We start from the raw sequence: 24,482 nt of genomic DNA on the forward strand, positions 1-24,482 counted from the left end.
TATGTTCTGAACTGCTCAATTTCTTAACCGAGCATAAACGTGAATTCGAAGAAAAATTAATTCCTGATCTGTCATACATCGATGATATGGCACATGTGGTGAACGGTATCAAAATCAAAGGCGTTCTCCACATCAATGCGAATCAATACCGACTTCAATATTCGTTTGATTGGGAGCTGTTTCTAGGCTGTTCAGATAGAAACGAAACCGGTGTAGAGAATGGAAGTGTTCTATTCACTCTTGAGGACGATAACGTTCTTAATATCAACTTCCCAAACTACGGTTCTCGAGACACTAGCGATGAGCTCTAGTCGGTTTTTCGTGCGTGTTATACAGAAGGAACAACAATGATAACTATCGAAAGGCTTGAAGATTCACATGTGGCGTTAGTTCAGGCCATCCAACTCGCCGATGAACAGGTTAAGTTCGCTGGTACAGCTGCAGAGTTTTTATTAGACGGCAGTGAAACGACGCACTTGCACGTGATTAAGTCTGATAACGAAGTTGTGGGTTTCTTTAAGCTGGATATCGCTTACGCAGAGCACTACGAATTCTGCCCTGAAGGAAGCATTGGCTTGAGAGCTTTTGTGCTTGATAAAAACCAGCAAGGTAAAGGTTTAGGAACAGGCACGGTGAAGGCTTTGTTTCCGTATTTAAAAGCGAATTACTCAGCGTATGAGTCGATTTACTTAACTGTGAATTGCAAAAATCCGGCAGCATTCAACTGTTATAAGAAAGGCGGCTTCGAAGATATCAATCAACAGTATTTAGGTGGCGCAGCAGGCCCGCAATTTATCATGCGCGGTCGAATTGCTTAGTAATAAATTATTGATGAGAAACACCTGCACAGCTGTATGCAGGTTGAGAGTCTTAAAGAACACGAGAAGGAAATTTGATGAAGGTTCAATATCTTGAAGTGGTTACCCCAGAGGTCGATGTCGTTTGTGCAACATACGCTCAGCTCTACAACGTGAAATTCAGTGGTGCAGATGTGAACCTTGGTGGGGCGCGCACTGCAAAGCTATCTAATGGCGGGGTAATTGGCATTCGAGCACCGCTTCGTGAAACTGAAGAACCAACTGTTCGTCATTACACGTTGGTTGAGGATATTCAGTCTGCAGTAAATGCCGCCGAGAAACTAGGCGCCGAAGTTGCGGTGCCGCCAATGGAGTTACCACGTCACGGGATGTGTGCCATTGTCATTCAAGGTGGCGTCGAGCTCGGATTCTGGCAGTTATAAATGATGTATACCTTTTAGATTGTGACGGACGAGATACTACGATTTATGATGCGACACCTAGTGTCTTTACCTGCTTCATGGCATCATTCCACGCAGCTAAAACCCCAACAAGGTATGTTATGAAACAGAATATTGTCCACATTGCACTCGTGGTAAAAGACTACGATGAAGCGCTTGATTTCTATGTAAACAAGCTTAAGTTTGATCTCATCGAAGACACGTATCTGCCAGAAGAAGATAAGCGCTGGGTTGTTGTTGCTCCACCAAATTCAACCGGTGTGAGCCTGTTACTTGCTAGAGCTTCCAAGCCAGAGCAACTCGATTTCATCGGCAACCAAGCTGGTGGACGCGTATTCCTATTCTTAAACACCGATGACTTCTGGCGTGATTACGAACGTATGACGTCTTTGGGCATTAACTTTGTCCGAGAGCCTAAAGAGCAAGGCTACGGCACCGTTGCTGTGTTTGAAGATCTTTACGGTAACTTGTGGGATCTGCTTCAGTTAAATCCTGAACACCCTATGGCTAACAGGTAGATAAGCTTAGCCCACAACCATCGGGTGTTGCGTATTACAAAATGTCGGTTCATTGGGAGTAACGCTTCTTTGTCGCTAGGTTAACCCTCCGCACCGCTCAATCATCAACTTAAGTTAAGGAAGCTTATCGTGGAAGAAATCAAAGGCATTCTGCAATTCATGGTCGAAATTGAACAATTAAAGGATGTTCATCGACAGACAAAACCGGTTGGATTGGATCGATATGAAAACTCCGCTGAGCACAGTTGGCACGTCTGTTTGAGCGCACTCATGTTGAAAGACTATGCCAATGAAGAAATCGATATTACGCGAGTAATGAAGATGCTGCTGATTCATGATCTTGGGGAAATCGATGCCGGAGACACCATCATTTATGCCAGTGAAACCGAAGAAAACAAGCTCAAAGAGAGAAACTGCGTTGAGCGCTTGCTGAAATCATTACCGAGCCATTCAAGAAGCGAGTATTTGGATTTATGGCTTGAGTTCGAAGCAGGTGAGTCACCAGAAGCCAGATTTGGTAAGGCGATCGATAGAGTGCCGCCTTTGCTTCATAACATCCATGGTGGTGGTCACAGCTGGAAGAAGCACAACGTATCTAAAGACAAAGTACTGACCTTCAATGGCGAGCGTATTTCTAAAGGCAGTCGTGCTCTATGGAAAGAACTAGAAGTACAACTTGAAGGCGCTGCAGACAAAGGGTTATTAAAGTAAAAGCTAATTTCATACCTTAGCGTAAGTATAGCTTTAGCGGCTCAATGAGGGAGATCTCGATGGTAACTGATTCAAGATGCATGGCACTTACCTTGTGTCTCATTTCTTTCAAATAAAGATCTAGTGGACAACAATAAGTTCGAGAACCGAGTGATAAGTTGTTAGTATGCATCAACTTTATAAATATTGGTTGGCTTATATAAATGCTTGATAATAAGTATATTAAACATCCTTATCACTGCGAACAGTGTAACGCACTTACCCCGCACCTTGCTGTTAACGCTTCCGATGCTGAATCTAAAGCGGACGCTGAATCTGAAAAGAAACAATGGAAGTTAGGCGTGTTGATGGAATACCTGGTGACGTTATTGTTTAGAGGTGACCATTATGTTCCCGGTTTTTATGTAGACAGTGATTACGAATACCAATGTGAGAAATGTGGGACTAAGTCGTGGCACTGATTGGGTATGAACATTTGATGTAAATCTCATGACAATAATAAATATGAGTCAGAAATTACAAGGGCCTGTATGGAAATCATATCCGAAATTGAAGTGTCTAAAGAGCAACATCAAGCCATTACCGCTCTGAGAAATAGCTCTTTCCCCGATCATCCGGTAGAGCGTTCTTATTATAAACAACTCCCTCATATGCGAGCTCTGCAATACCGTGAAGAACGACTCGTCGGCTACCTTGGTCTTGATTACCGTATGGTCAGTGTTGGTGACAGTGCTTACAAAGTATTAGGTGTTATTGATTTTTGTGTTGCTGAGAATGTCCGAGGGCAAGGTGTTGGTAAATCTATGCTGTGTGAATTGGATGAGTATGCAAAGAATAGGGATGTCGATTTCATTATTTTGATATCAGATCTTCATGATTTCTATTCCTCACAAGGGTATATCCAAATTACTAGTACTAACTCTTGGTTAAGACTTCATGAGCACCTTAGTTATGGCGTCGCTGTTGAAGAAATTGATGACCTATATGTAAAGCCATTGAACGGAAAACAATGGCCTTTAGGGGATATTGATTGGCTTGGCTATATGTATTAGCTCTCTTGTTTTAAGTTACTCCATGAGTTAACGATGTGAATAAACCCTAGGTAAATTGATGATAATAAGACGCATTAGAAAAGTGATCCTCTCTGCAAACTGAGAATGGAATCGCGTCTATACTGACATGGGTTACGTCGCTGAATTTGGAAGTGGCGCTATGAATGTAAGTTTGATTAGGTTAAATCTCAGAGGTGACGATGAAAAAATTACTACCACTATGCGCCATTTTACTCTCGGCATCATTTTCAGCTGCGGCTTCTGATGGTTTGATTAAATACCAAAGTAATTATTCAGTGAAAGAGACCGCTGACCGCTTTGAAGAAATCGCCAAGAGCAAAGGTTTGACCTTGTTTGCGAGAATCGACCATCAGAAAAACGCGAGTAAGGTCGATCTTGAATTGAGACCAACGGAAGTCATCATCTTTGGTAACCCGAAAGTAGGGACACCATTAATGCAATGTGCTCAAGAAGTCGCGATAGATTTACCGCAGAAGGTGTTAGTCACTGAGGATTCTAATAAGAAAGTATGGTTGTCTTACAACGATCCTAATTACTTGGTAGAGCGTCACGCGATCAATGGCTGTGACGAGGTCGTTAAGAAAGTATCGGGTGTACTAAGCAAGCTATCAGAAGCGACAGTGGCGAAAAAGAAAGCAAAATAACCAAGATCAATAAGCACTCATTAAGACTATTAATGGGTGCGATATGACGATGATATCGCCCAATAGTCATTGTGTTGACAACTAAGCAACAGTATATAAAAGTAGTTTTATGAAACTGAATTTAGCGCAATCTAACCAACGAATTATCATCATTCCATAGGAATGGTGGGATTGTTGATGCGCTTTGTTTATCGAACCCACCCGTAAGGTGGGTTTTTTGTCGCTGTCTTATGGGTTTTATCTGAATAGAGGAAGTCATATGAAAAAGATCGCGGTTTTTGGCAAGCCTGGGAGTGGAAAATCGACAGTCAGCAAGGCGTTAGCACTAGCTACAGGGATAGAGCTTCACCAGTTGGACTCTATTGTTTACAAGGCCAACGGAGAGTTTGTTGAACGTGAAGTATTTGAGGAGGCTCATGAGAGCATACTTAAGTCAGAAAGCTGGATCATCGATGGTTTTGGCCCTCTAGGCTCGTTCAACACACGTTTAGATGCAGCTGATACCTTGGTTTATATCGACCTTCCTTATTCAATTAGCTACTGGTTTGTAACCAAGAGAATGCTCAAAGGTCTATTCGTTAAACCTGAAGGCTGGCCTGATGGAAGTTCAGTTATAAAAGGCACGATACAAAGTTATAAGACACTAAAACTGTGTCCTAAATTTTGGAATGACGACTTTAAAGCGCAGTTAGAATTGCGCGCTAAAGAGAAAGAGGTTTATATCATCAGAAGCGTGACTGAATTGAATAACTTTGTTCACCAACACTTCACTTAACAGTCGAGAGTTTACTTTTCTTTAAAACGCTCTTACTTACTCATAACTTCATGAAAATATTTAGATTTAACTCTACGTGTGGCATATTTGCCATATGTTTAGTTTGTGCTTTGAGTTAAGGAGATAGATATTATGTATGGAAGTGAGAAGACGAGAGCGTTCTGTAGTAACTGTAAGGAACTGACACTGCACAAGTACACTATGTTCAGTAACCAAGCCGAAAAAGCGCCACAACATGAAAAGAAGCCAGGGTTGCTTGGAATGATTTTATCGTCGCTAGCTTCAAGTGGCGGAAACGGTGACTATAAATGTACAAAGTGTGGAACCAATTTACGTACACCGGACAACCTTGATTAGCCTTTAACCTACTTAATACTTCAACATTCTTCTTCTTTAATTATCCGTTTTCATTTGATAATAATTCAAATTGTACCGTGTTTTTCATTGAATGAACTTCTAGTAGCCTATGCGAATAGTTAATTATTGGGCATTCAAATGACACAGTATCAGTTCCAACAAGGGCATATTCGTCCACCTTCAGAAGCGGATAGCTTATTGATTCGCACCACCCAAGGTTGTCCTTGGAACAAATGTAAATTCTGTACGCTGTTTGAGGGGATGGAGTTTGCAATTCGTCCCGTTGAAGAGATTAAGAAAGACATTTGGGCTGCGAAAGCATTCTATAAGAACCGTAAATTTGAGACCTGTTTTCTGCAAGACGGTGATTCATTCACTATGGATACCGAAGACTTGCTGGATGTGTTGAATACACTCAAACAAGCCTTCCCAGAGTTAAAGCAGATCAGCTCTTATGGACGAGCGCAAAGCATGACTAAGAAGTCGCCTGAAGAGATGAAAGCCATCTGTGATGCAGGGCTCAACATGCTTTATTGCGGTATGGAATCGGGTTCTATTGATGTTCTCAAATTGATGAAAAAAGGCATTACTCCGAAATCTATTTTGAAATCGACCGAATACGCGAAGCAAGCGGGTATGAAGATGATGACCTTCATTATCCTTGGCTTGGGTGGTAAAGAATATTCGGCGCAGCATGTTGAAGAAACGGCGGCCTTACTTAACCAGATCAACCCAGATGAAATACGCATTCTGTCGCTTGCTGTGAAGCCTGGAACCGAATTGGATGAACTGGTGCAGAATGGAGAGTTCACGCCACTTAGCGAACGTGAAATGCTTGAAGAACAATATCAATTGATCAGTAAACTAAACCGCGTGACGGGCAACTATGGTAACTATCACGGTATTAATTTGTTGATGGAACTGAACGGACAGCTGCCACAGGATAAAGCGAAGTTCTTAGCGACAATAGACCGTTTCAATATGATGAGTGAGAATGACCAGAATAACTTTATCTTGGGACGTCGCATTCATTACTACGCCGCATTGAAAGACATGGATAACCAACTTATGTACGATTCTGTACAAAGAGAGCTTAATCGCATTCAAAAGCAAAATCCCGATGAACTCGACAATGTGTTTTACCAACTCCGTCAACGCATGATCTAGCAGCAAGGACTAATAACATGAATAACCTCGTTAACTGGCAAATCAGAAATGAAAATCCGGAACATCGGTCTTTGGAAAACGGCGTGCTGACGATGCAAGTGCAAGAGGGCAATATCTTTGGTGCGGGTTCAGCTGATGTTGATAATATCTTCGTTCATCCAGTATCTAGCTCGGATTACAGCACAGAAGTGACGGTTCAATTAGATCCAAACCTCGCATTTGAACAAGCTGGGTTAGGTATTTACTGGGATAACGACAACTACATTAAAGTGAGCAAAGAGATGTTCATGGGCGAGCGTTCATTGGTGTTCGTTGTAGAACAAAATGGTCAGCCACAGATCAAGGAACGTCTGTTGTTTAGTGAATCTAGTGTGTCGGTAAAGCTCGTCAAACAAGGCGGAAAAGTCAGCGCTCATTTCCGCCCGTTAGAAAAACAACAATGGCAGGAAGTGATCACGTTTGATTCGTTAGTAGGCAGTGAACAGGGTGTGATGCTTTATACGTTCAGTGGCAGTAAGGCGACGCCTAATTTCGCCAAATTTAGTGGCTTCAGTTTGTCTGACGCCTAATAATTTGTCTTACGCTGAATAAGCTTGCTTAGCGTATAAAAAAACGGACCGATATTGCTACCGGTCCGTTTTTAAATTCTTCAAGTCAAAGCGCTTATGCACAACACTTCTTGTATTTTTTACCGCTGCCGCAAGAACACGGATCGTTACGGTTAGGGGTCTTTTCAAACGTCATCGTTTTTGGCTTGTTCAGTAGAGTATCAAGCTCGATGGTGTTCTCTTCTTTGTCTGCGTCGACTGTAACAGTAACGAAGATAGTATTTTCAGCGGCTAGTGCTTCAACTTCTGCTTTGCGCGCTTCAGTTTGAACCATTACTGCGATTGGAGATTCTTCAGTACCCGCTTTCACATCGCGGTTTACGTTGTAGCCAGCAAGAACGTGGTTCTGTCTTGTTTCGATACGGCCTTTGAAAAATAGTTTCGACATTGGGTACTCATTAAAAATGTTGAATGGCGCTATTTTTAACGGCGATAGCGCAATGGAGCGGGGATTATACGCATATATTGCAATTGATAAAGCAGTGATGTGAGTAAAAGCTGTTTGGTTTCTACTTAAGTATGATTGAGAGTATCGGCACTTATCTGATTTAAACAGACATTAGGGAATAGAGATGACATCAAAAGACGTGGTATTAGGTTTTTGGGACGCAATGCGCACCAACGACTTTGCCAAAGCGGCCGAATGGCTAGCGGAAGATTTTCAAGGGTATTGGCCTCAGTCGTCTGAATTGACGGTAGGGCGTGATAACTTCACAGCTATCAATTCTGAATATCCAGCGAATGGGGTTTGGAAGTTTGAGCTGAACTCGATTGTTTGCGAAGGTGATACCGTCGTGACCGATGTATCAGTGACGGACAGCGTACTAAACGATCGCGTGATTACCTTTCACACGATTGTTGATGGTTTAATCCAAAAGCAAACTGAGTTTTGGCCAGACCCATTCGAAGCGCCGGCGTGGCGATCGCAGTGGGTTCAGATCGTATCGAACAATTAGTTTGTATCGATACGATCAGTTTGTCACGAACAACTAGGTCGTATCGAATAATCAGGTTGCACAGAATAAGTAAACATTAGGAGGTTTCATTGAGCAAGGTAGTGGTTGTAACCGGCGGAAGCCGAGGCATTGGCGCAGCGACGTCTAAATTGTTGGCCAGTCAAGGCTATGCTGTATGCGTTAACTTCATACACAATGAGTCGCGAGCTGAAGATCTAGTGAATGAGATTCGCGAACAAGGCGGAACCGCGATTAGTGTGCGTGCGGATGTGTCTGTTGAATCGGACGTGAAATCCTTATTCGAGATTGCTCGTAACAAGCTAGGCCCAGTGACTCATTTGGTCAATAATGCCGGGATCTTGTTTACCCAGTCACCATTGGTTGATATTGAATTGGATCGCTTTGAAAAGGTGATGAAATCCAACGTATCAAGCTGCTTTCTGTGCAGTAAAGCCTTTATCAAACAAGCCGATGGCGCGGGTTCGATTGTGAATGTATCGTCTGCCGCTTCTCGCACTGGCGCACCGTTTGAGTATGTGGATTACGCAGCATCGAAAGGTGCGATGGATTCACTCACCAAAGGCTTATCGCTTGAATTAGCTTCACGCAATATCCGAGTGAATGGCGTAAGGCCAGGTTGTATTTATACTGAGATGCATGCAGACGGCGGAGAGCCAGATCGCGTAGACAGACTAGCTTCGCAGTTACCGTTACAACGAGGTGGCACACCAGAAGAAGTCGCGAACTCTATCGCGTGGTTATTATCAGACGAAGCTTCGTATGTCACCGGCTCGTTTATTGATATTGCAGGCGGTCGATAGGGCACGTTTGCCTTTACACTAATATAAACAAGTTACAACCATCAACACGCAACAAAAGTACCTAACTAAAAGAATGAAACTAAGAGTACAACCATGAAAAACTATTTTGAAAGCCCGTTTGTTGGAAAGTCACTCAAAGAACAAGTGACCAACCCGAACATCATCGTGGGCGAGCACAGCTATTACTCGGGTTACTACCATAACCACAGCTTTGATGACTGTGCGCGTTACCTATTACCGGATAGAACCGACATCGATAAGCTGATCATTGGCAGCTACTGCTCGATTGGTTCTGGCGCCGTGTTTATGATGGCGGGCAACCAAGGCCACCAAAACCAGTGGGTGAGTACCTTCCCGTTTTTCTATCAAGACGATGAGAAGTTTGAAGGTGCGATAGACGGCTTTGAACGCTCTGGTGATACCGTGATTGGTAACGATGTGTGGATTGGTACAGAAGCCATGATCATGAGTGGTGTTAAGGTTGGTGACGGAGCCATCATCGCAAGTCGAGCGGTTGTGACTAAAGATGTCGCGCCATACTCGATTGTCGGTTCAAACCCAGCACGCCATATCCGTTATCGTTTCAATGAGACTGAAATCGCTCAGTTGCTAGAAATGAAATGGTGGGAATGGAGCGAAGAACAAATCAAAGGCGCAATGTCGCTAATGTGTTCTTCAGACATTGGTGGTTTGTACCATTATTGGAAAGGATTCTTGAAGCCTTAAATTGTCGTTCACAGATGAAATGTGAATGGTGAGAACGAGATTAAATTTAACAAATTACTCAATAATCTGATTATGGCAATGCGATTGTGATACGAGTAACTTATTGATTGTAAAGATATTGAATAGTATGGCATGTCGCATTAGCGTGGTGGATGAATTGGAAGGGTATTATGATTAGTTGCAACGATTACGATTATATTGAGATTGTGTGTATGCACCGATACCCAATCAAATTAACGCTGAAATCTGGCGAGCAGATTGAATGTGTCGGATTAGATACTCAACGCAATGATAGCCGTGAAGAGTGCATTAAGGTCAGTATTCAAGGTGTAGAACAACTTGTCGTACTCACAGACCTTTCCACACTAGAAGTTTGTGTCGACAACCCTCATTTTCAGCAGATTTCATTCAAAACGTCATAGGCTTTCAAATGAATAACACCATAGAACAATGCTATTGCACCGCATGCCGAGAAGATACACAGCACGTTGTGGTGTTGGTCAGAAAGACGAGTGCGTTTGCAGACAAACCTAACCAAAAGCGAAGTGAGTTTTGGGCAGGCATGATAAAAGGTTGGTTCCTTGGCCCGTTTGTCGCGTCAATGGATGAGTTTTCTCGTCACCTTGTCTGTGAAAAATGTGGCCATAAAGAGATACAAGATTAGCATCGTTATCTTATAAAACATTGGATTCAATACAGTTAGATCGTCAATTGGCTTAGGAATAGAACGAATGAAAGTTGAAACGATAGAAGCCGTAAAGGCGTATGGTTTTTCAGTAAGAACCACCAATACCGATGAGATGGACCCAGCAAGAGCCAAGATAGGGCAATTGTGGCAGGGCTTTTTTGACCAAGCATTTCCGAAATTAACACCGGATTCAAAAGTGTATGGCGTTTACACTAACTACGAGTCTGACTTTACGGGCGAATTTGATGTTATCGCGTGTACTAATGCACTTACGGATCAGAATGTTGATACGCTTGTAGAAACCGAAATACAAGCAGGTAAATACTTAACGTTTTCTGCTGAAGGTGAATTACCACAAGCTGTGATCGACCTATGGGGTGAAGTGTGGGCGTATTTCAGCGCTGCTGACTGCCCACATGTGAGAACTTACATGACAGATTTTGAACTATACAAAGGTGAAACTGAAGTCGAGATTTCGATAGCGATTCAGTGATCAGGTTAAAATGAACAAAAGGCTTAGCTTAGACTGTGTTTGCCAGTTAAGAGACAGTCGTTACCGGTAAAGAGACAACGGAATCCCAGTTAAGCCTTTGAATATCTGTTCTTTACAAAGAAGATAAAGTGTCACGTAACTACTTTAATACCTAGGAATTATCTATTCCAGAATTCCCCTAGATCACCCTAGATACCCTTAAGTCACCCAAAATTCTCTTAAGTTATCCAAAAAGACAATCTTGCTTGGTTTCATTCCACAAAGGGTATTGCTTCATGACTTGGGTGTAGAGCTTACTTTCAAGGTGCGCTCTTAACCAACGTCCTACGTTTTGATATTCCGATTTCACAAACCACTTCTTTTCGACTCGCACAAACTGACTGACGAAAGGCATCACCGCAAAATCGGCCAAGCTTGGGCTTTCTCCAAAAAAGTAGGGCTGATCGGTAAGTCGCACTTCTAACTGCTTAATGAAGGTTTCGCAGGCTTGTCGGCGTTGTTCAACATCGATGTTTCGGTAACGAACCGATGCACGATACCTTTCTAAGTGACCAATAAATTCTTCATCGTTGGTTTTAATGAGCTGCTGAACTTGTTCGCTAAGCGTTGGATTGCTTGAACGCAGAAGATCTTGAGGATCGTTTTGTTGAAGTGACCAGTTCATCACATCCAAGCTCTGTTCAATGACTTGTCCATTGGGTAACACCAATACAGGCACTGTTCCTTTTGGCGAACTGGCCAAGAGTTCGCTAGGCTTGTCTTTGGTAACGATTTCTCGAAGTAACACTTTTTGCTTTGATAGTGCGATGCCCATTCTTCCGCGCAATGCATAAGGGCAGCGGCGCAAAGAATAAAGGATAGGTAGGTCGGATTCGTTCGGCATTATTGAGGTCATTTAGTTTGAAAAGTGTTGTACGGTGGTAAAGAGATCGTGATGTGGGTAGAATACGCGGCTTAAAAATTATAAGTAAGTGAGCGACTTCAAAAATGAGCAGAAAAATTGAGTTATTAGCCCCAGGTGGCGATGTAGAAGCGATAAAAGCCGCCATCGTAGCGGGTGCTAATGCAGTTTATTGTGGTTTAGACACATTCAACGCTCGTAACAGAGCCTCTAACCTATCGTTAGACGAATTGAATGGTGTGATTCGCCTTGCTCATGAATACGGCTGTGAAGTGTTCCTGACTCTTAACGTTGTGCTACTGGAGCATGAGACTAAGAGCATCACCAAACTGCTGAACCAGCTTGTGAACACCAAAGTGGACGGCATCATTGTTCAAGACCTGGGTTTATTCAACCTGGTTAAGAAGCATTTCCCATCATTAGACGTTCACGCGTCGACTCAGTTAACTACGCACAACGAAGGCCAGATTAAGTTCTTGTCTAAGATTGGCGCGACACGCGTTAACTTGTCTCGTGAGTTGAACCTGCCTGAAATCAAGATGCTGACGGAAGTGGCACACGATAACGATGTACTAACTGAAGTGTTTGTACACGGCGCTCTGTGTATCGCATTCTCTGGTCAGTGTTACTCAAGCTCAGTAAGTGTGGGTAACTCAGGTAACCGTGGTCGTTGTAGCCAAGCGTGTCGTGATGAATACGAAATCACCAACGCGGGCAACAAGTTCCCACTTAACCTGAAAGATAACTCAGCTTACTACGACCTACCTGAATTGGTTGACGCGAAAGTCGACTCACTGAAAGTAGAAGGCCGTATTAAAGGCGCACACTACGTTTACACTGTGGTAGACACATGGCGTAAACAGATTGATAGCTTTGTAGAAAGTGGTTTGTTGATCGAAGACGATTCGAACCTGCACAAAGTATTCAACCGTGATTTCACCAACTCTTTCCTAAAGGGCAACCTAACGAAAGACATGTTCATCGATAACCCGCGCGACAACAGCATGAACTACGCTGTTGAGAAAGCGACGGAGCAGAACAACGAAATCTCAGTCGTACAGATTCAAGAAGTGACCAACGAACTTCACCAAGCGAAAGACGTTCTTGGTAACGAAATGCGTGACAAGATCGAGTTCCTTGATATTCGCAAGACACCAGTAGCCCTGTCGTTCAGCGCAAAAGTGGGTCAACCATTTACGGTGACTGTGAACACGCCAAAAGAGAACTTTACTCTTCAATCTAAATCGCTATTGAAAGCGGTTGAAGAGAAGGCGATTACTCAAGAGCTACTTGAGAAGCGATTCAAAAACGTGAAGAGTGCAGTTCACACGCTAGAAAGCCACGACTTCAGTGAAGTGGATGCAGGCTTGTTGATTCCTCTAAAAGAAGTTTCAGACCTAAAAGACGAGATCGACTTCATTCTGAACGGCTCTGTGGAAGTGATTAAGCACGTTGAAGTGCCAGCACTGCCTCAGCACCCTAAAGTGAACGAGAAGCCGACTATGTCGATGCTTATCGCCGATGTAGAAGACTTACACCTGTGTGACGTGACTGACGCGGATGTTTACTTCAAACTTCCAGAAAGCTTCAAGAAGCGTTGTAACAAGTACATCGACATCTTGGCAGCAAACCCACGTTTGATTCCTTGGTTCCCAGCGGTATTGATCGGTAAAGATTACGACGAAGCGGTTCGTATTCTTGAAGAGATCAAGCCAGTTCGCATCGTAACCAACAACACGGGTATTGCTTACAAAGCTTACGAGATGGGTATTGAGTGGGTTGCAGGCCCGTTCATGAACACGACCAACTCTCACGCACTGGTTACTCTGAAAGAAGAGCTGAACTGTGCAGGCGCATTCATTTCGAACGAGATCAACAAAGGTCAGATTCGTCATATTCGTCGCCCAGAGAACTTCAAACTGTTCTACAGCATTTACCACCCAATCTTGATGATGACCAGCCGTCAGTGTTTCTTCCAAAGAACCGTGGGTTGTAACAAGCCAAGCATCGAAGCAGGTTGTATGTTGAAGTGTGAGAAAGCGACCACGATTACCAACGTGAAAGGCATCTCTTTTGCGGTTGATAAACAGAAGGGTGGCTACCCAAGCATTTACAACCACGAGCAGTTCTTGAACCACGACGCAGTAACTGACTTCTCTGGTCTGTTCGACGAGTTCTTCATTGACCTGACCAACATCGGCGCGGGTTCGAAAGAAGTACAAGACAAAGTAGAGCTGATTAAACATTTCCAAGGTTTGATTAACGGTGTTGATGGTTCACAACAGAACCTAGAGCAGATGGTTGAAGTTCGAACTAATGCTCAATACGTTCAAGGTTTATAGGGTGCAAGGTCTATAGCGTACAAGGTTTATAGGGTTCAATGTCTATGGGCTGTAAGGCTTATAGCTTCTAACGCAAAGAGCGTTCAAGGTTTATAACGCTCAACCGCTTATAAGCACTCTGAACCAATAAACAAAAGGCCACTCAATCGAGTGGCCTTTTTAATGTCTGAAACTTTCTGAATCTTTCTCAACCAACGAATACGTTATTCTGTCACGGCTTCTTGTTTGAAGCATGGGCTTTTCAACGTGTTCATCTTTTCGATTTCATTGGTTAAGCGCAGCGAGAGCAGGGCTTTCTGGTTCGAAGCAAAATCAAACATCACGATAGTCGCAGTGCCAACGGTCGTCAGTTTCTGTTGAGCCTTACTGACAATCGCGTATTCCATGGTGAATCGGTCATCTTGAATATCGGTAACACGTGAGCCGACCATCAAGGTATCTGGATACGTGACTGGGCGGAAATACTTACAGTAAGTGTCACCAAGAACAGGACCAACTTTGGTAATCGCCATCTCTTCCATCAGCTCGACGTGCTTGAAAAAATCTAAGCGAGCGGTTTCGAAATAGCGAAAATATACAGCGTTGTTAACGTGATTGAGTGCGTCCATTTCTCCCCAAGCGACAGGGATTTCTGTTACTACCGGGTAGTCAGATAATAGTGCTTCCATGCGAACTCTCTTATGCTTATCTGTGTAATTAACGTTATCGACTTACCCTTCATCGGGGTAAGTTGTTATTGGAATAAAAACCCTACCGTCAAATTAACAAAACTGCAACACGTGTGATTCAAGTTTTTGAAGCTCGAAACCACACAATGTCAGTCACTTAGTTACACCTGCACGCAATGGTTAGGCACTAAGGTGTTTGAATTGCAGCTCAACCAAGCGTTGGTACAATTCGCAGCTATTGATGAGAGACTGGTGGTCGCCGATGTCTACTAGCTGTCCTTTATCGAGCACCGCAATCTGGTCGGCGTGTTTAATTGTTGATAATCGATGGGCGATAATGATCGTCGTTCTGCCACGCATTAACTCTTCTAACGCTTGTTGTACGTGATGCTCACTTTCGCTGTCTAGTGCACTGGTTGCTTCATCCAACAATAGAATATTCGGATCTTTCAAGATGGCACGTGCGATAGCAATACGCTGTCTCTGTCCGCCAGAAAGCCTTACACCACGCTCACCAAGAAAGCTGTTGTAGCCATCAGGTAGGTTTTGAATGAACTCGTGTGCGTGCGCTTTCTTCGCCGCTTCGATCACTTGCTCGTCTGTTGCCTGCGGGTTGCCGTAGCGAATGTTATGGAACACATCGTTACTGAACAGAGCAGGTTGTTGCGGTACCAATGCCATCTGCTTTCTTAGCTCGTTAGGATCAAACTGATTCAGTTCAACACCGCCTAATGTGACCTTACCCACTTGTGGGTCGTAGAAACGTTGCAGCAGTTCGAACAGGGTAGTTTTACCTGCGCCAGACGGGCCAACCAGTGCCAACACTTTGCCTTCATGGGCAGTAAGCGTGAGGTTGCTTGTTGCGGGTTGGTCCGGTCTTGATGGATAACAGAAGGTCACATCATCAAATGCAACTTCTGGCGTTACGTTAGCAAGCGAAGTTGGATTCGCAACTGGCGCAACAATATGGCTTTCAACTTGTAGGATCTCGATTAATCGCTCGGTCGCACCTGCCGCGCGTTGCAGTTCACCCATCACTTCAGAAATCGTACCTAACGATGAAGCAACCATAATTGCGTAGAACACAAACGCCGCTAAGTCACCAGCCGACATAGTGCCGTTGATAACATCACTGCCGCCAACCCAAAGCATGCCTGCAATAGCACTAAATACAATCACGATAACGCCAGAAATAAGAATCGCGCGCTGTTTTACACGCTGGCGACCAATCTCATACGCCTTTTCCACTTCTACCGCGAATGATGCTTTCTCTTGCTCTTCTCGGCTGTAGCTTTGCACCGTTTTAATGTGCTCAATTGCCTCACCTGCGTAAGAACCCACATCAGACATCGAATCTTGGCTTTGGCGAGATAGGGCTCTTACACGGCGCCCATAAACAAGGATCGGAATCAAGATAAATGGCACCGAGGCCAATACAATCAACGTCAGCTTAATATTGGTCGCAAACAGCATGATGATTGCACCAATACACATCAACGTGCTGCGCATCGCCATCGAGAACGATGAACCGATGATGCTTTGAAGAAGAGTGGTATCCGTGGTGATTCGCGACATGATGTCGCCACTGCCATTGGTTTCAAAGTAACTCGGGTGCAGCGTCACCACGTGATTGAAAACCGACAGGCGTATATCCGCACTTACTCGCTCACCAACAGAAGAGACCAAATAGAAGCGGAAGAAGGTGCCAATCGAGATCAGCACGACCACCACCATGATGAATTGAATCGCGCTGCCTAAGTCTGACAACGATTGTTGGCTGAAGCCTTGGTCGATAAGAAGACGAATACCGTGTCCGACTGAAAGGGTTAAGCTCGCTGTGAAGATCAACGCGATCAACGCAGCAATAACACGACCTTTATAAGGCTGAATGAATTTACTCAGCTCAAACAAAATACTGAGGCTTTTTTTCTCAGGTTTGGGTTCTGGCGCTTGTTGAGTCGATCGCTGAGTCTGTCGCTGGTTCGAGTCGAGCGTAGAAGAGACATCGTTTTGCATATGACTGCCTTAATGTGTTGTCGCTTTAAAAATAGATGGCTTGTTGCTTGTTGCTTGTTGCTTATGGCTAATTGCTTTATGACTTATTGCCTGTACTGCGCGTTGTTCGCTGGGCAGTAATTGTTGTTGAGAATCGAACCCATTAAAGCATTTATTGCGCTGTGACGCTCCCTAGGAAACTCAATTTCCAATATTTCATCAACACTAAGTGAATAATTCGAAACGACCTTAAAGGAAAACTAAGCATTTTGATCCAGTCAGTTGGATAGGAAACCAAGCTATTTAACCCTAATTTTTATGCAAGTAAATTAGCGTTGATAGGAGAGTGCACACATAAACAAGCAACCGTGCGATGATTTATAAATTGATAGCAAAACGTTTGCTATTTATCTCGATATTAGCTTTATCAATGACTTGTAAGTTTTGGTTGTAAGACCAGTTATAGCGACTGTTTTTTGTGGAATATTTGTTACAAAAATTCAACAAAGTAGTTTTTTATACATTTTTCTTGCATAAAACCTCGGATTGAATAGAATAACCAACAAATGACAATTAATGCAGTATTGTGGCATGAGTATTCAAGTAAAGAGCATCAACAAATCATACGGTGATACCCAAGTTCTTCACGACATTAGTTTCGACTGTGAGAGTGGCGAAACCTTGGTATTGCTTGGCCCAAGCGGCGCGGGCAAGAGTTCATTACTGCGTGTATTGAACCTGCTAGAAATCGCGGACAACGGCGAATTAGACATTGCGAATGAGCAATTCGATTTTTCAAGCCAAATCCAAGAGAAGCAGGGGCTTAAACTTCGTCGTAAAGTCGGCATGGTGTTCCAGCAATACAACTTATGGCCACACATGACGGTGATGGAAAACTTGATTGAAGCACCAACCAAAGTGGCGGGTTTGGATAAGCAAGAAGCGATTAAGCAAGCGCAAGAAGTCCTAAAGACACTTCAACTTGCCGACAAAGCAGACGCTTGGCCACTTCAACTGTCTGGCGGTCAACAACAGCGTGTTGCGATTGCACGTGCGCTGATGATGAAACCGGATGTGTTGTTGTTTGATGAACCAACAGCGGCGCTTGATCCTGAGATCACCAACCAAGTCGTGAGCATTATTAAAGAATTGAGCGGAACGGGCATTACCCAAGTGGTCGTGACGCATGAAGTCGATTTCGCGAAGAAGATTGCTAGCCACGTTCTGTACCTAGAAAAAGGGTACATCGTTGAACACGGCACCAGCGATTCATTCGTTAATCCGCAGACACCTGAGTTTGCCGAGTATCTGACTCATTAAGTAAGTCACTTATTAAAAGAAAGTTGACTCACTAGATCTAGCTAAACACAACATCAATTAAAACAATCAAATTATAAGAATGGCCACAGGCCGCTATTACACAGTATTCGGAGTAACAAAATGAAAAAGATTCTACTAGCTTCACTTATCGGCCTTGCTTCTTTTAACGCAGCAGCTCAAGAAGAAATCAAATTCGCGATGGAAGCAACGTACGCACCATTCGAATACATGGATGAGAACAACCAAATTCAGGGTTTTGACGTAGACTTAGCAAACGCACTTTGTGAAGAGCTGAAAGCAACCTGTACTTTCCACAACCAAGCATTCGATAGCTTGATCCCTGCACTTAAATTCAAACGTTACGATGCGGCTATCTCGGCAATGGACATCACAGAAGCGCGTCTTAAACAAGTGAACTTCTCTAACGCATACTACGACAACTCTGCAGCATTCATCTCTTTTGAAGGCAAAGTAGCAGACCAAGCAGCACTAGAAGGTAAGCGTGTTGGCGTTCAAAACGGTTCTACTCACCAGAGCTTCCTACTTGAGCAAATGACTGGCGTAACAGCGGTACCTTACTCAAGCTACCAAGATGCATTCATCGACATGAAAAACGGTCGTATCGATTCTGTATTCGGTGACACAGCCGTTGTAGCAGAATGGTTCAAGAAAGAAGACAACCTAACGTACGTTGGCGACCAAGTAACAAACCAAGAGTACTTCGGTAACGGCTTTGGCATCGCAGTAAACAAGAGCAACCAAGAACTTGTAGACCAGCTTAACGTTGCACTTGCAGCAGTAAAAGCGAACGGCGAATACGATAAGATCTTCAACAAGTACTTCGGTAAGTAATTTATGGAATTAACGGGTTACTCTTTAGGGCTCGTCGAAGCAAGCTGGATGACTGTTCAGCTTGCGTTCGTAAGCCTATTGGTTGGATTGGTTCTAGCAGTTTTGTTTGCAAGTGGTGAGATGTCTCGTCGTATTGCAATCAAATGGCCAACGACTGCATTTGTGACGATTGTTCGTGGTTTACCAGAAATTCTGGTCGTACTGTTTATCTACTTTGGTTCGACACAAGTTCTGTTCATGATCACTGGCGACTTCATAGAAGTGAGCCCGTTCTTATCTGGTGTTGTTGCACTGTCACTTATCTTTGCTTCTTACGCTTCGCAAACCTTACGTGGTGCATTAAAAGCAGTAAGCAAAGGGCAGAGAGAAGCAGCAAGCGCGCTTGGTATTTCTCAGTCTCGTGCATTCTTTCGTATCGTGTTACCTCAAGCGGTAAGACACGCACTACCAGGGTTAACCAACCAATGGTTAGTGTTACTAAAAGACACTGCATTAGTATCGCTGATTGGCGTAACGGATTTGTTGAAACAAGCACAACTAACATCCGCTGCAACGCACGAAGCATTTACTTGGTACGCGACAGCAGCAGCAATCTACTTGGTCATCACTTTAATCACACAAAGATTGGTAAAAGTGATTGATGGTAAGTTCTCTATTCAAGGTTTGGGTAACAAAGGGGCAATGGCATGAATCAACAATACCTCTCTCAAATGCTTGAAGGCTTAGTGACCAGTCTTCAACTTACAGGCGCTTCATTGCTGGTTGGTTGTATCTTGTCACTGCTGATGACGGTAACGCTAATCCTAAGAATACCTGCGATTCACTGGTTAACACGTGGCATCATCACGCTGTTCACCGGCACACCATTGTTGGTGCAGATCTTCTTGGTCTATTACGGCCCGGGTCAGTTCGATTGGATTCGTGAAAGCTTCATGTGGACTTGGTTAAGCCAACCTTGGTTCTGTGCAATGTTAGCATTAGCTTTGAACACTGCCGCATACAGCACGCTACTGTTCAGAGGCGCATTCAACGCCATTCCAGCAGGGCAGTGGGAAGCGTGTCGTGCACTAGGTATGGACAAAGTAGCAACGCTTAAAGTGTTACTGCCATATGCACTACGCCGCGCCGTTCCAGCTTACTCGAACGAAGTGATTCTAGTCTTCAAAGGTACGTCACTGGCAAGCACCATCACCATCATGGACTTGATGGGCTACGCTCAGCGTATCAACGGCCAAACCTACGACACGCTAACCGTGTTCGGCATTGCTGGCGCATTCTACTTAGCAGTAAACGGCATACTAACGCTAATCTTCCGTCAAGTAGAGAAGAAAGCCCTCGCATTCGAAGCCGCGTAAGCTAGCCACTCACGAGTCTAATTAACGTATAAAGCCTGCCATTTATGTTCGCATAAATGCCAGGCTTTTTTGTGTTTGGGGTATGCATACGAGTACTGTTTTTATATCCAGATGTCCGGGTTTTTACGAAATTCATACTATATGGAAATATTCTGCATTTTGTCATTCAATGAGTTTATCTATGTTTTAAGTCACTGAAATACTGTGATTAATCGTGGTAAATTGCTGTGCATATGAAACTAGATAGAATGATTCTGTATTTAAATGCAGAATTTTTCGGTCTAATAGCTGTTATACAAAATGAGGAAGTATGCAATACAAAAGTAAAGCGGTCACTGGCGACGCTGGCGAGTACTTTTTTGCCTATAAAGCCACTTCTATGTTTAAGTGGGCGGTTCGCTTACTCGATGTCGACCTAGGGGTGGATGCTGAAATAGAAGTAGTTGAAAATGGGAAAAGCGACTTACGGCTAATAAAAGTGCAAATCAAGTCGTCAGTAAAGGTAACTGGTAATAGTCATTCAATTTATGTCACTCCTGAACACATAGAATACTGGAAAAATACAAACCTTCCGGTTCTGGTTTGCCTTGTGGACTTAAATAATGAAAAAATTTACTGGAAGCACATTAAAAATGAACTGAATTACAAATCATCTGGTGAAAGTTCAAAGGTTACTTTTGACTTACGGTTTGATGAGCTTACAGAAAGGTCTAAATCAGAGTTACTTAAAATAGCGATACCTAATGAATTTAAGCATTTTGACAAGTTGAAAACGGAACTAAATCAGTTGTTGTCAAAATTGCCACAGCCAGTAGTACATCAGTATGTTCCGCATACTGATAACGAACTAGACGAACTGTTTAACAATATAGATAAGTCATTAGAGATCCTAAAGAAAATGCGTGAGCTTATACTTATCCACCCCAATATTGGAAATAACGGCATCAATAGTCATATTTCAGGTATACACCAGTATCTAATGCAATGTCACCAGTTTGCGGAAATGTGCAATCGAGCGGAAAGTGGGTGGGATTAGATTTTGTATAACAAGCAATTTAAGAGGGATTCACAACGCTCGGCATTTTTGCTTCTACTTCAAGTTTAGTGTTTATGGCACAATGCTTTAGGTTTGGGTGGAGGCGTTGTTCACCCCTTAATTGGGCTACATGGACTCCCTCTTTTGTCAACAATAGCTCCCGCTGACAACAGTGGATCGGACAGCAGGTCTACATTCGGTGTTTAATCGGAATCGTTCCGTCACCTTGATGATATTCGCTTGATGCCAGCCTCATTCGTTAAACAGTATTTATTACTTCCCAATTAAACAGGTTTAGGCATCTCGGTCTGGTCGTATTGTCATCATTTGCTATTGCTTTGACTCGGTGAGTGTTAACCGTTTACATAGTTAATCTTGTACTCTTTTCCTGTTGTTAATAATGCCCATATTATACGAGCGTTTTTTGCTGCTAGGGCGACAGCTGCTCGTTTATAACCTCGTCGTTCAACGAGTTGATTTAACCAAATACTGTTGCGATCGGTTTTCTCTTTACATCGTGCAATAACGGCTCTTGCGCCATGAATAAGTAGAGTGCGAATATGTTTTTCGCCTCTTTTGCTGATGCGACCAAGATGAACATGACCACCTGTTGAGTATTGTCTTGGAACCAACCCTATCCAAGCGGCAAATTGGCGGCTAGATCCAAATTGTTTGGCGTCATTGACGGTCGCGACAATGGCACTTGCACTGTGTTCACCGACACCTGGAATATCCATGAGGGCTTTGGCTGAAGCCATCTCACGAACTAAAGCAGAGACTCTACGATCATAGTGCAATACTTCTAGGTTAAGGTGTTGAATCTTGTTCGATAGATCTTGAAGTAGCTCTCGAGCGAGTATAGGCAAACCATTTTCTGCATCTTCAAGGACACTACCAATAGTGTTTTGAGCCGAGTAGCGCCCCTGAGGCATCACAATACCAAATTCGGAAAGCAAACCTCTGAGCTGGTTAATAGTCGCCGTTCTTGTTTTAATTAGCCCCTGTCGAATACGGTGCAGGCAAAGCACAGCTTGTTGCTCTTCACTTTTTATAGAGACAAATCGTGTTTTGGGTCTAGATACCGCTTCACAGATGGCCTCTGCGTCATTGGCATCGTTCTTCTCATTTTGTCGATATGGAATAACGAATTTGGACGCCATAATTTTCGGGTTATGACCTAGTTTCAGTAGCTCTCTCGCCCAGTGGTGTGCACCAGAGCACGCCTCCATACCGATGAGGCAGGGAGGTAACTTCGCGAATGTGTCTAAGAGTTTGTTTCTTTTGACAGTTTTGCGTAGGACGCACTTGCCATATGCATCAACGCCGTGAATACTGAATACATTCTTGGCGAGGTCAACGCCAATAGTTTGAATGGTGGACATAGTAACCTCCAGTTCTTCAGCGTGTACTAAGTAAGTATGGCACGCAGAGTGTCAGGTAGAGGGAGTCCATATCATTCGTTAGAAAAACAAAAGCTGACCATTGCAACCGAGACTGTTAATGTTAGATATAATTTATGTGGCTCAGAGGATTATGTGAATGTCTATAAGCTTAAATCTTGTAATTTATAAAACAAAAGATGAAAAGTTAATCGAAGATGATGTTAAGACGGTACAGTGTGAAGAGTTGTCTCCCGTCCTACTAGATCTTTTAACTGATTCCTTTCCGCTTGAAGAGTTACCAGTCTACTTTGATGAAAGTCTAGAGGATTGTTTTGAAATAGAGTGTTTTAACAATTCTCAAATTCAAGAAATTTTAGAAATGCTTAAAAAGCATTTCGTGGAACTTATTAAATATGAACATAACGCTTTAGTTGGAGGGAAATCTAGCGAAAATGAAGTTCAGTTAATTGAAACTGATACCGTGAATACTTCAGATGACCCGATAAACATTGCTGTGGCACGCCTTCATATCTTAACCGGTGTAATCCAACTTTTTGAGAAAAAACACTTAAGGCTATCTGATGAAATTGGCGCAGTAATTAAGTTAGGGTGATTAGCTATGAGTAATGATGATAAGAAGAAAAAAGCGGTGAAAATCGCTGATGCGGCAAGAAAGGCGGAACATCGTTGTTTAGCTGCATTATCGACTCGTGCTGGTAATACGGCTAGCTTAGAAATCACAAGGGCTACAACAACTAATACTCCTGACGGTGGTCATGATCTTGGTGTTACAGGTACTTCAGAGGAAGTCAAAAATTTAGTCAGTGACCTAACAGGTAGATCGGTTGATAGCTTGAGCTTTCTCGATAAAAGCGCAAAAAAAGGTAAGCTAAAGGTGCGTATTGATGTCAAAAATGTCAAAACGGTAAGTGGTGACACCATCGACAAACATGCTTCTGATTCAAACCGCAGCCCAGATTGTCAAGTTAACTTAATTGTGATGACAAATCCTAACGGAAAAGTAACTCCAGACGCTCAGAAAAAATTACAACGATATAAGGATAACTTTCAAGAAGTTAATACACTTTGTGATATTGCTTTACCTAATGGGCTCGCAAAGATAGAAGAGCAGAATAAGGATAGTGATGACACAAACGGGTGATGCGCACCAGTTTTTCTAACAAACGACTATGGCGTCAATGATTAATTTTTGGCTGTGTTTTCATCCCACATGGCGCCATCTCTGAGCATAGAGTTAAGTGTCACAACCATCTTTCGTACGCACGCGATTATTGCGACTTTTTTAGGTTTCCCAGCAGCTAAAAGTCGAGCATAAGTCGCTTTGAATATGGGGTTACATTGCATGGCTGACATCATCGCCATGTATAAAACGGTTCGTACTTGCGCTCGACCGCCTTGGATCACGCGCTTACCTTTGTAGCGCCCACTTTCGCGTGTTATTGGAGCGACACCAATCAGTGATGCTGCTTGTTTATTCGTGATGTAACCAAGTTCAGGTACGTTGCTAATTATTGATGCAGCGGCAATGTTTCCTATTCCTGGGACGCTTTGCAATATTGTGTTTTTAGCTTGGTATTCAGGGCTATCTTCAATGAGTTTAACGAGCTTTTCTTCTAACTTGGTGATTTGATTTTTTATCGTGGTTAGCATTGGTTTGATAGTCGGATGGAGAGAGGCGGGAAGTATCTGGATTCGGTTCTTTTCCATGGTTTGCATGGATAACAACTGGTTTCGGCGAATGACTAAGTCACTCATTAGGCGTATGTTTTTTGGCTTTATGACAGTAAGAGCTGGTTTGATTGCTTCTCCATAGTG

General features: G+C 43.3%; 32 protein-coding genes. 26 read left to right on the forward strand and 6 right to left on the reverse strand.

The features are described 5' to 3' along the window. Positions 1–11 precede the first annotated feature (11 nt). The 12 genes from AB4351_RS01410 (at position 12) to AB4351_RS01465 (ending at position 7,072) form a co-directional block, all read left to right on the forward strand. Positions 12–311, forward strand: a complete 300-nt coding sequence (locus tag AB4351_RS01410) for a hypothetical protein (protein ID WP_372124914.1) — start codon at positions 12–14, stop codon at positions 309–311. A 36-nt stretch (positions 312–347) separates the two neighbouring features. Continuing rightward, a complete protein-coding gene (locus AB4351_RS01415; protein WP_017070703.1) occupies positions 348–818 on the forward strand; it encodes a GNAT family N-acetyltransferase in 471 nt (156 codons plus the stop codon). Between the two features lie 77 nt (positions 819–895). Continuing rightward, positions 896–1,240 carry a VOC family protein gene (locus tag AB4351_RS01420; protein WP_050649969.1) on the forward strand — a complete coding sequence of 115 codons (345 nt, stop codon included), beginning with the start codon at positions 896–898 and terminating at the stop codon, positions 1,238–1,240. 119 nt (positions 1,241–1,359) lie between these two features. Then, positions 1,360–1,776 (forward strand): VOC family protein, encoded by a 417-nt coding sequence (locus tag AB4351_RS01425; RefSeq protein WP_017061801.1) that lies wholly within the window; start codon positions 1,360–1,362, stop codon positions 1,774–1,776. 129 nt (positions 1,777–1,905) lie between these two features. Continuing rightward, entirely contained in the window at positions 1,906–2,487 is a 582-nt protein-coding gene (locus AB4351_RS01430) for an HD domain-containing protein (protein ID WP_017070700.1), read from the forward strand. A 203-nt stretch (positions 2,488–2,690) separates the two neighbouring features. Next, entirely contained in the window at positions 2,691–2,948 is a 258-nt protein-coding gene (locus tag AB4351_RS01435; protein ID WP_372124891.1) for a hypothetical protein, read from the forward strand. A gap of 69 nt (positions 2,949–3,017) precedes the next feature. Then, on the forward strand, positions 3,018–3,539 hold the full coding sequence (locus tag AB4351_RS01440; protein ID WP_065583645.1) for a GNAT family N-acetyltransferase: 522 nt from the start codon (positions 3,018–3,020) through the stop codon (positions 3,537–3,539). A gap of 200 nt (positions 3,540–3,739) precedes the next feature. Next, positions 3,740–4,204 carry a DUF302 domain-containing protein gene (locus tag AB4351_RS01445; RefSeq protein ID WP_017066540.1) on the forward strand — a complete coding sequence of 155 codons (465 nt, stop codon included), beginning with the start codon at positions 3,740–3,742 and terminating at the stop codon, positions 4,202–4,204. 259 nt (positions 4,205–4,463) lie between these two features. Further along, positions 4,464–4,979, forward strand: a complete 516-nt coding sequence (locus tag AB4351_RS01450; protein WP_372124893.1) for an adenylate kinase — start codon at positions 4,464–4,466, stop codon at positions 4,977–4,979. Between the two features lie 132 nt (positions 4,980–5,111). After that, the gene (locus AB4351_RS01455; protein ID WP_017061807.1) at positions 5,112–5,336 is read left to right on the forward strand and encodes a hypothetical protein; all 225 of its coding nucleotides are present in this window, start codon (positions 5,112–5,114) and stop codon (positions 5,334–5,336) included. Positions 5,337–5,474: 138 nt separating this feature from the next. Beyond that, the gene (locus tag AB4351_RS01460; RefSeq protein WP_017061808.1) at positions 5,475–6,503 is read left to right on the forward strand and encodes a radical SAM protein; all 1,029 of its coding nucleotides are present in this window, start codon (positions 5,475–5,477) and stop codon (positions 6,501–6,503) included. Positions 6,504–6,520: 17 nt separating this feature from the next. Continuing rightward, on the forward strand, positions 6,521–7,072 hold the full coding sequence (locus AB4351_RS01465) for a DUF1349 domain-containing protein (RefSeq protein WP_017061809.1): 552 nt from the start codon (positions 6,521–6,523) through the stop codon (positions 7,070–7,072). 94 nt (positions 7,073–7,166) lie between these two features. Here AB4351_RS01465 and AB4351_RS01470 read toward each other — a convergent pair whose 3' ends face one another. Beyond that, a complete protein-coding gene (locus AB4351_RS01470; RefSeq protein WP_017068336.1) occupies positions 7,167–7,499 on the reverse strand; it encodes a PBPRA1643 family SWIM/SEC-C metal-binding motif protein in 333 nt (110 codons plus the stop codon). Between the two features lie 184 nt (positions 7,500–7,683). Between AB4351_RS01470 and AB4351_RS01475 the strand changes: the two genes are divergently transcribed. From AB4351_RS01475 to AB4351_RS01500, 6 genes are all read left to right on the forward strand, one after another. Then, positions 7,684–8,067 (forward strand): nuclear transport factor 2 family protein, encoded by a 384-nt coding sequence (locus AB4351_RS01475; RefSeq protein ID WP_372124895.1) that lies wholly within the window; start codon positions 7,684–7,686, stop codon positions 8,065–8,067. Positions 8,068–8,156: 89 nt separating this feature from the next. After that, entirely contained in the window at positions 8,157–8,888 is a 732-nt protein-coding gene (locus tag AB4351_RS01480) for a glucose 1-dehydrogenase (protein ID WP_017066537.1), read from the forward strand. Between the two features lie 93 nt (positions 8,889–8,981). Then, positions 8,982–9,614, forward strand: a complete 633-nt coding sequence (gene catB, locus AB4351_RS01485) for a type B chloramphenicol O-acetyltransferase (protein ID WP_017063920.1) — start codon at positions 8,982–8,984, stop codon at positions 9,612–9,614. Between the two features lie 170 nt (positions 9,615–9,784). Beyond that, on the forward strand, positions 9,785–10,036 hold the full coding sequence (locus AB4351_RS01490; RefSeq protein WP_004733849.1) for a Rho-binding antiterminator: 252 nt from the start codon (positions 9,785–9,787) through the stop codon (positions 10,034–10,036). Positions 10,037–10,044: 8 nt separating this feature from the next. Continuing rightward, on the forward strand, positions 10,045–10,278 hold the full coding sequence (locus AB4351_RS01495; RefSeq protein ID WP_372110508.1) for a hypothetical protein: 234 nt from the start codon (positions 10,045–10,047) through the stop codon (positions 10,276–10,278). A gap of 67 nt (positions 10,279–10,345) precedes the next feature. Continuing rightward, on the forward strand, positions 10,346–10,795 hold the full coding sequence (locus AB4351_RS01500) for a GyrI-like domain-containing protein (protein WP_372124896.1): 450 nt from the start codon (positions 10,346–10,348) through the stop codon (positions 10,793–10,795). Positions 10,796–11,018: 223 nt separating this feature from the next. Here AB4351_RS01500 and AB4351_RS01505 read toward each other — a convergent pair whose 3' ends face one another. Continuing rightward, on the reverse strand, positions 11,019–11,609 hold the full coding sequence (locus AB4351_RS01505) for a glutathione S-transferase (protein ID WP_372124916.1): 591 nt from the start codon (positions 11,607–11,609) through the stop codon (positions 11,019–11,021). A 173-nt stretch (positions 11,610–11,782) separates the two neighbouring features. On the opposite strand from AB4351_RS01505, the gene AB4351_RS01510 reads away from it, so the two are divergent. After that, a complete protein-coding gene (locus AB4351_RS01510) occupies positions 11,783–14,038 on the forward strand; it encodes a peptidase U32 family protein (protein WP_372124898.1) in 2,256 nt (751 codons plus the stop codon). A 203-nt stretch (positions 14,039–14,241) separates the two neighbouring features. Here the strand turns inward: AB4351_RS01510 and AB4351_RS01515 are convergent, their stop codons facing one another. Together AB4351_RS01515 and AB4351_RS01520 are read right to left on the reverse strand one after the other, a co-directional pair. Continuing rightward, a complete protein-coding gene (locus AB4351_RS01515; protein ID WP_017061819.1) occupies positions 14,242–14,706 on the reverse strand; it encodes a thioesterase family protein in 465 nt (154 codons plus the stop codon). A gap of 180 nt (positions 14,707–14,886) precedes the next feature. Next, positions 14,887–16,722 carry an ABC transporter ATP-binding protein/permease gene (locus AB4351_RS01520; protein WP_372124900.1) on the reverse strand — a complete coding sequence of 612 codons (1,836 nt, stop codon included), beginning with the start codon at positions 16,720–16,722 and terminating at the stop codon, positions 14,887–14,889. Positions 16,723–17,292: 570 nt separating this feature from the next. Between AB4351_RS01520 and artP the strand changes: the two genes are divergently transcribed. From artP to AB4351_RS01545, 5 genes are all read left to right on the forward strand, one after another. Next, positions 17,293–18,021, forward strand: a complete 729-nt coding sequence (gene artP / locus AB4351_RS01525) for an arginine ABC transporter ATP-binding protein ArtP (RefSeq protein ID WP_032545343.1) — start codon at positions 17,293–17,295, stop codon at positions 18,019–18,021. 120 nt (positions 18,022–18,141) lie between these two features. Then, the gene (locus tag AB4351_RS01530) at positions 18,142–18,873 is read left to right on the forward strand and encodes a lysine/arginine/ornithine ABC transporter substrate-binding protein (protein ID WP_004733839.1); all 732 of its coding nucleotides are present in this window, start codon (positions 18,142–18,144) and stop codon (positions 18,871–18,873) included. Positions 18,874–18,876: 3 nt separating this feature from the next. Further along, a complete protein-coding gene (artQ, locus tag AB4351_RS01535) occupies positions 18,877–19,563 on the forward strand; it encodes an arginine ABC transporter permease ArtQ (RefSeq protein WP_017061822.1) in 687 nt (228 codons plus the stop codon). Next, positions 19,560–20,228, forward strand: a complete 669-nt coding sequence (artM, locus tag AB4351_RS01540) for an arginine ABC transporter permease ArtM (RefSeq protein ID WP_017061823.1) — start codon at positions 19,560–19,562, stop codon at positions 20,226–20,228. Before artQ ends, artM begins: the two co-directional genes overlap by 4 nt. Before the next feature lie 310 nt (positions 20,229–20,538). After that, the gene (locus tag AB4351_RS01545; protein ID WP_372124902.1) at positions 20,539–21,264 is read left to right on the forward strand and encodes a DUF4365 domain-containing protein; all 726 of its coding nucleotides are present in this window, start codon (positions 20,539–20,541) and stop codon (positions 21,262–21,264) included. Between the two features lie 353 nt (positions 21,265–21,617). Here the strand turns inward: AB4351_RS01545 and AB4351_RS01550 are convergent, their stop codons facing one another. Next, positions 21,618–22,646 (reverse strand): IS110 family transposase, encoded by a 1,029-nt coding sequence (locus tag AB4351_RS01550; protein ID WP_017041084.1) that lies wholly within the window; start codon positions 22,644–22,646, stop codon positions 21,618–21,620. A gap of 157 nt (positions 22,647–22,803) precedes the next feature. Between AB4351_RS01550 and AB4351_RS01555 the strand changes: the two genes are divergently transcribed. Together AB4351_RS01555 and AB4351_RS01560 are read left to right on the forward strand one after the other, a co-directional pair. Beyond that, positions 22,804–23,259: a hypothetical protein gene (locus AB4351_RS01555; RefSeq protein WP_372124904.1), complete on the forward strand. Its 456-nt coding sequence runs from the start codon at positions 22,804–22,806 to the stop codon at positions 23,257–23,259. 6 nt (positions 23,260–23,265) lie between these two features. Beyond that, positions 23,266–23,808, forward strand: coding sequence for a hypothetical protein (locus tag AB4351_RS01560; protein ID WP_372124906.1), 543 nt, complete (start codon positions 23,266–23,268; stop codon positions 23,806–23,808). A 41-nt stretch (positions 23,809–23,849) separates the two neighbouring features. Here AB4351_RS01560 and AB4351_RS01565 read toward each other — a convergent pair. Further along, positions 23,850–24,482, reverse strand: a 633-nt coding sequence (locus AB4351_RS01565; protein ID WP_372124907.1) for an IS110 family transposase, incomplete at its 5' end; no start/stop codon positions are given.

Origin of the sequence: Vibrio sp. 10N.261.51.F11, from assembly GCF_041471665.1 — a bacterium.
GTDB lineage: Bacteria > Pseudomonadota > Gammaproteobacteria > Enterobacterales > Vibrionaceae > Vibrio > Vibrio crassostreae_C.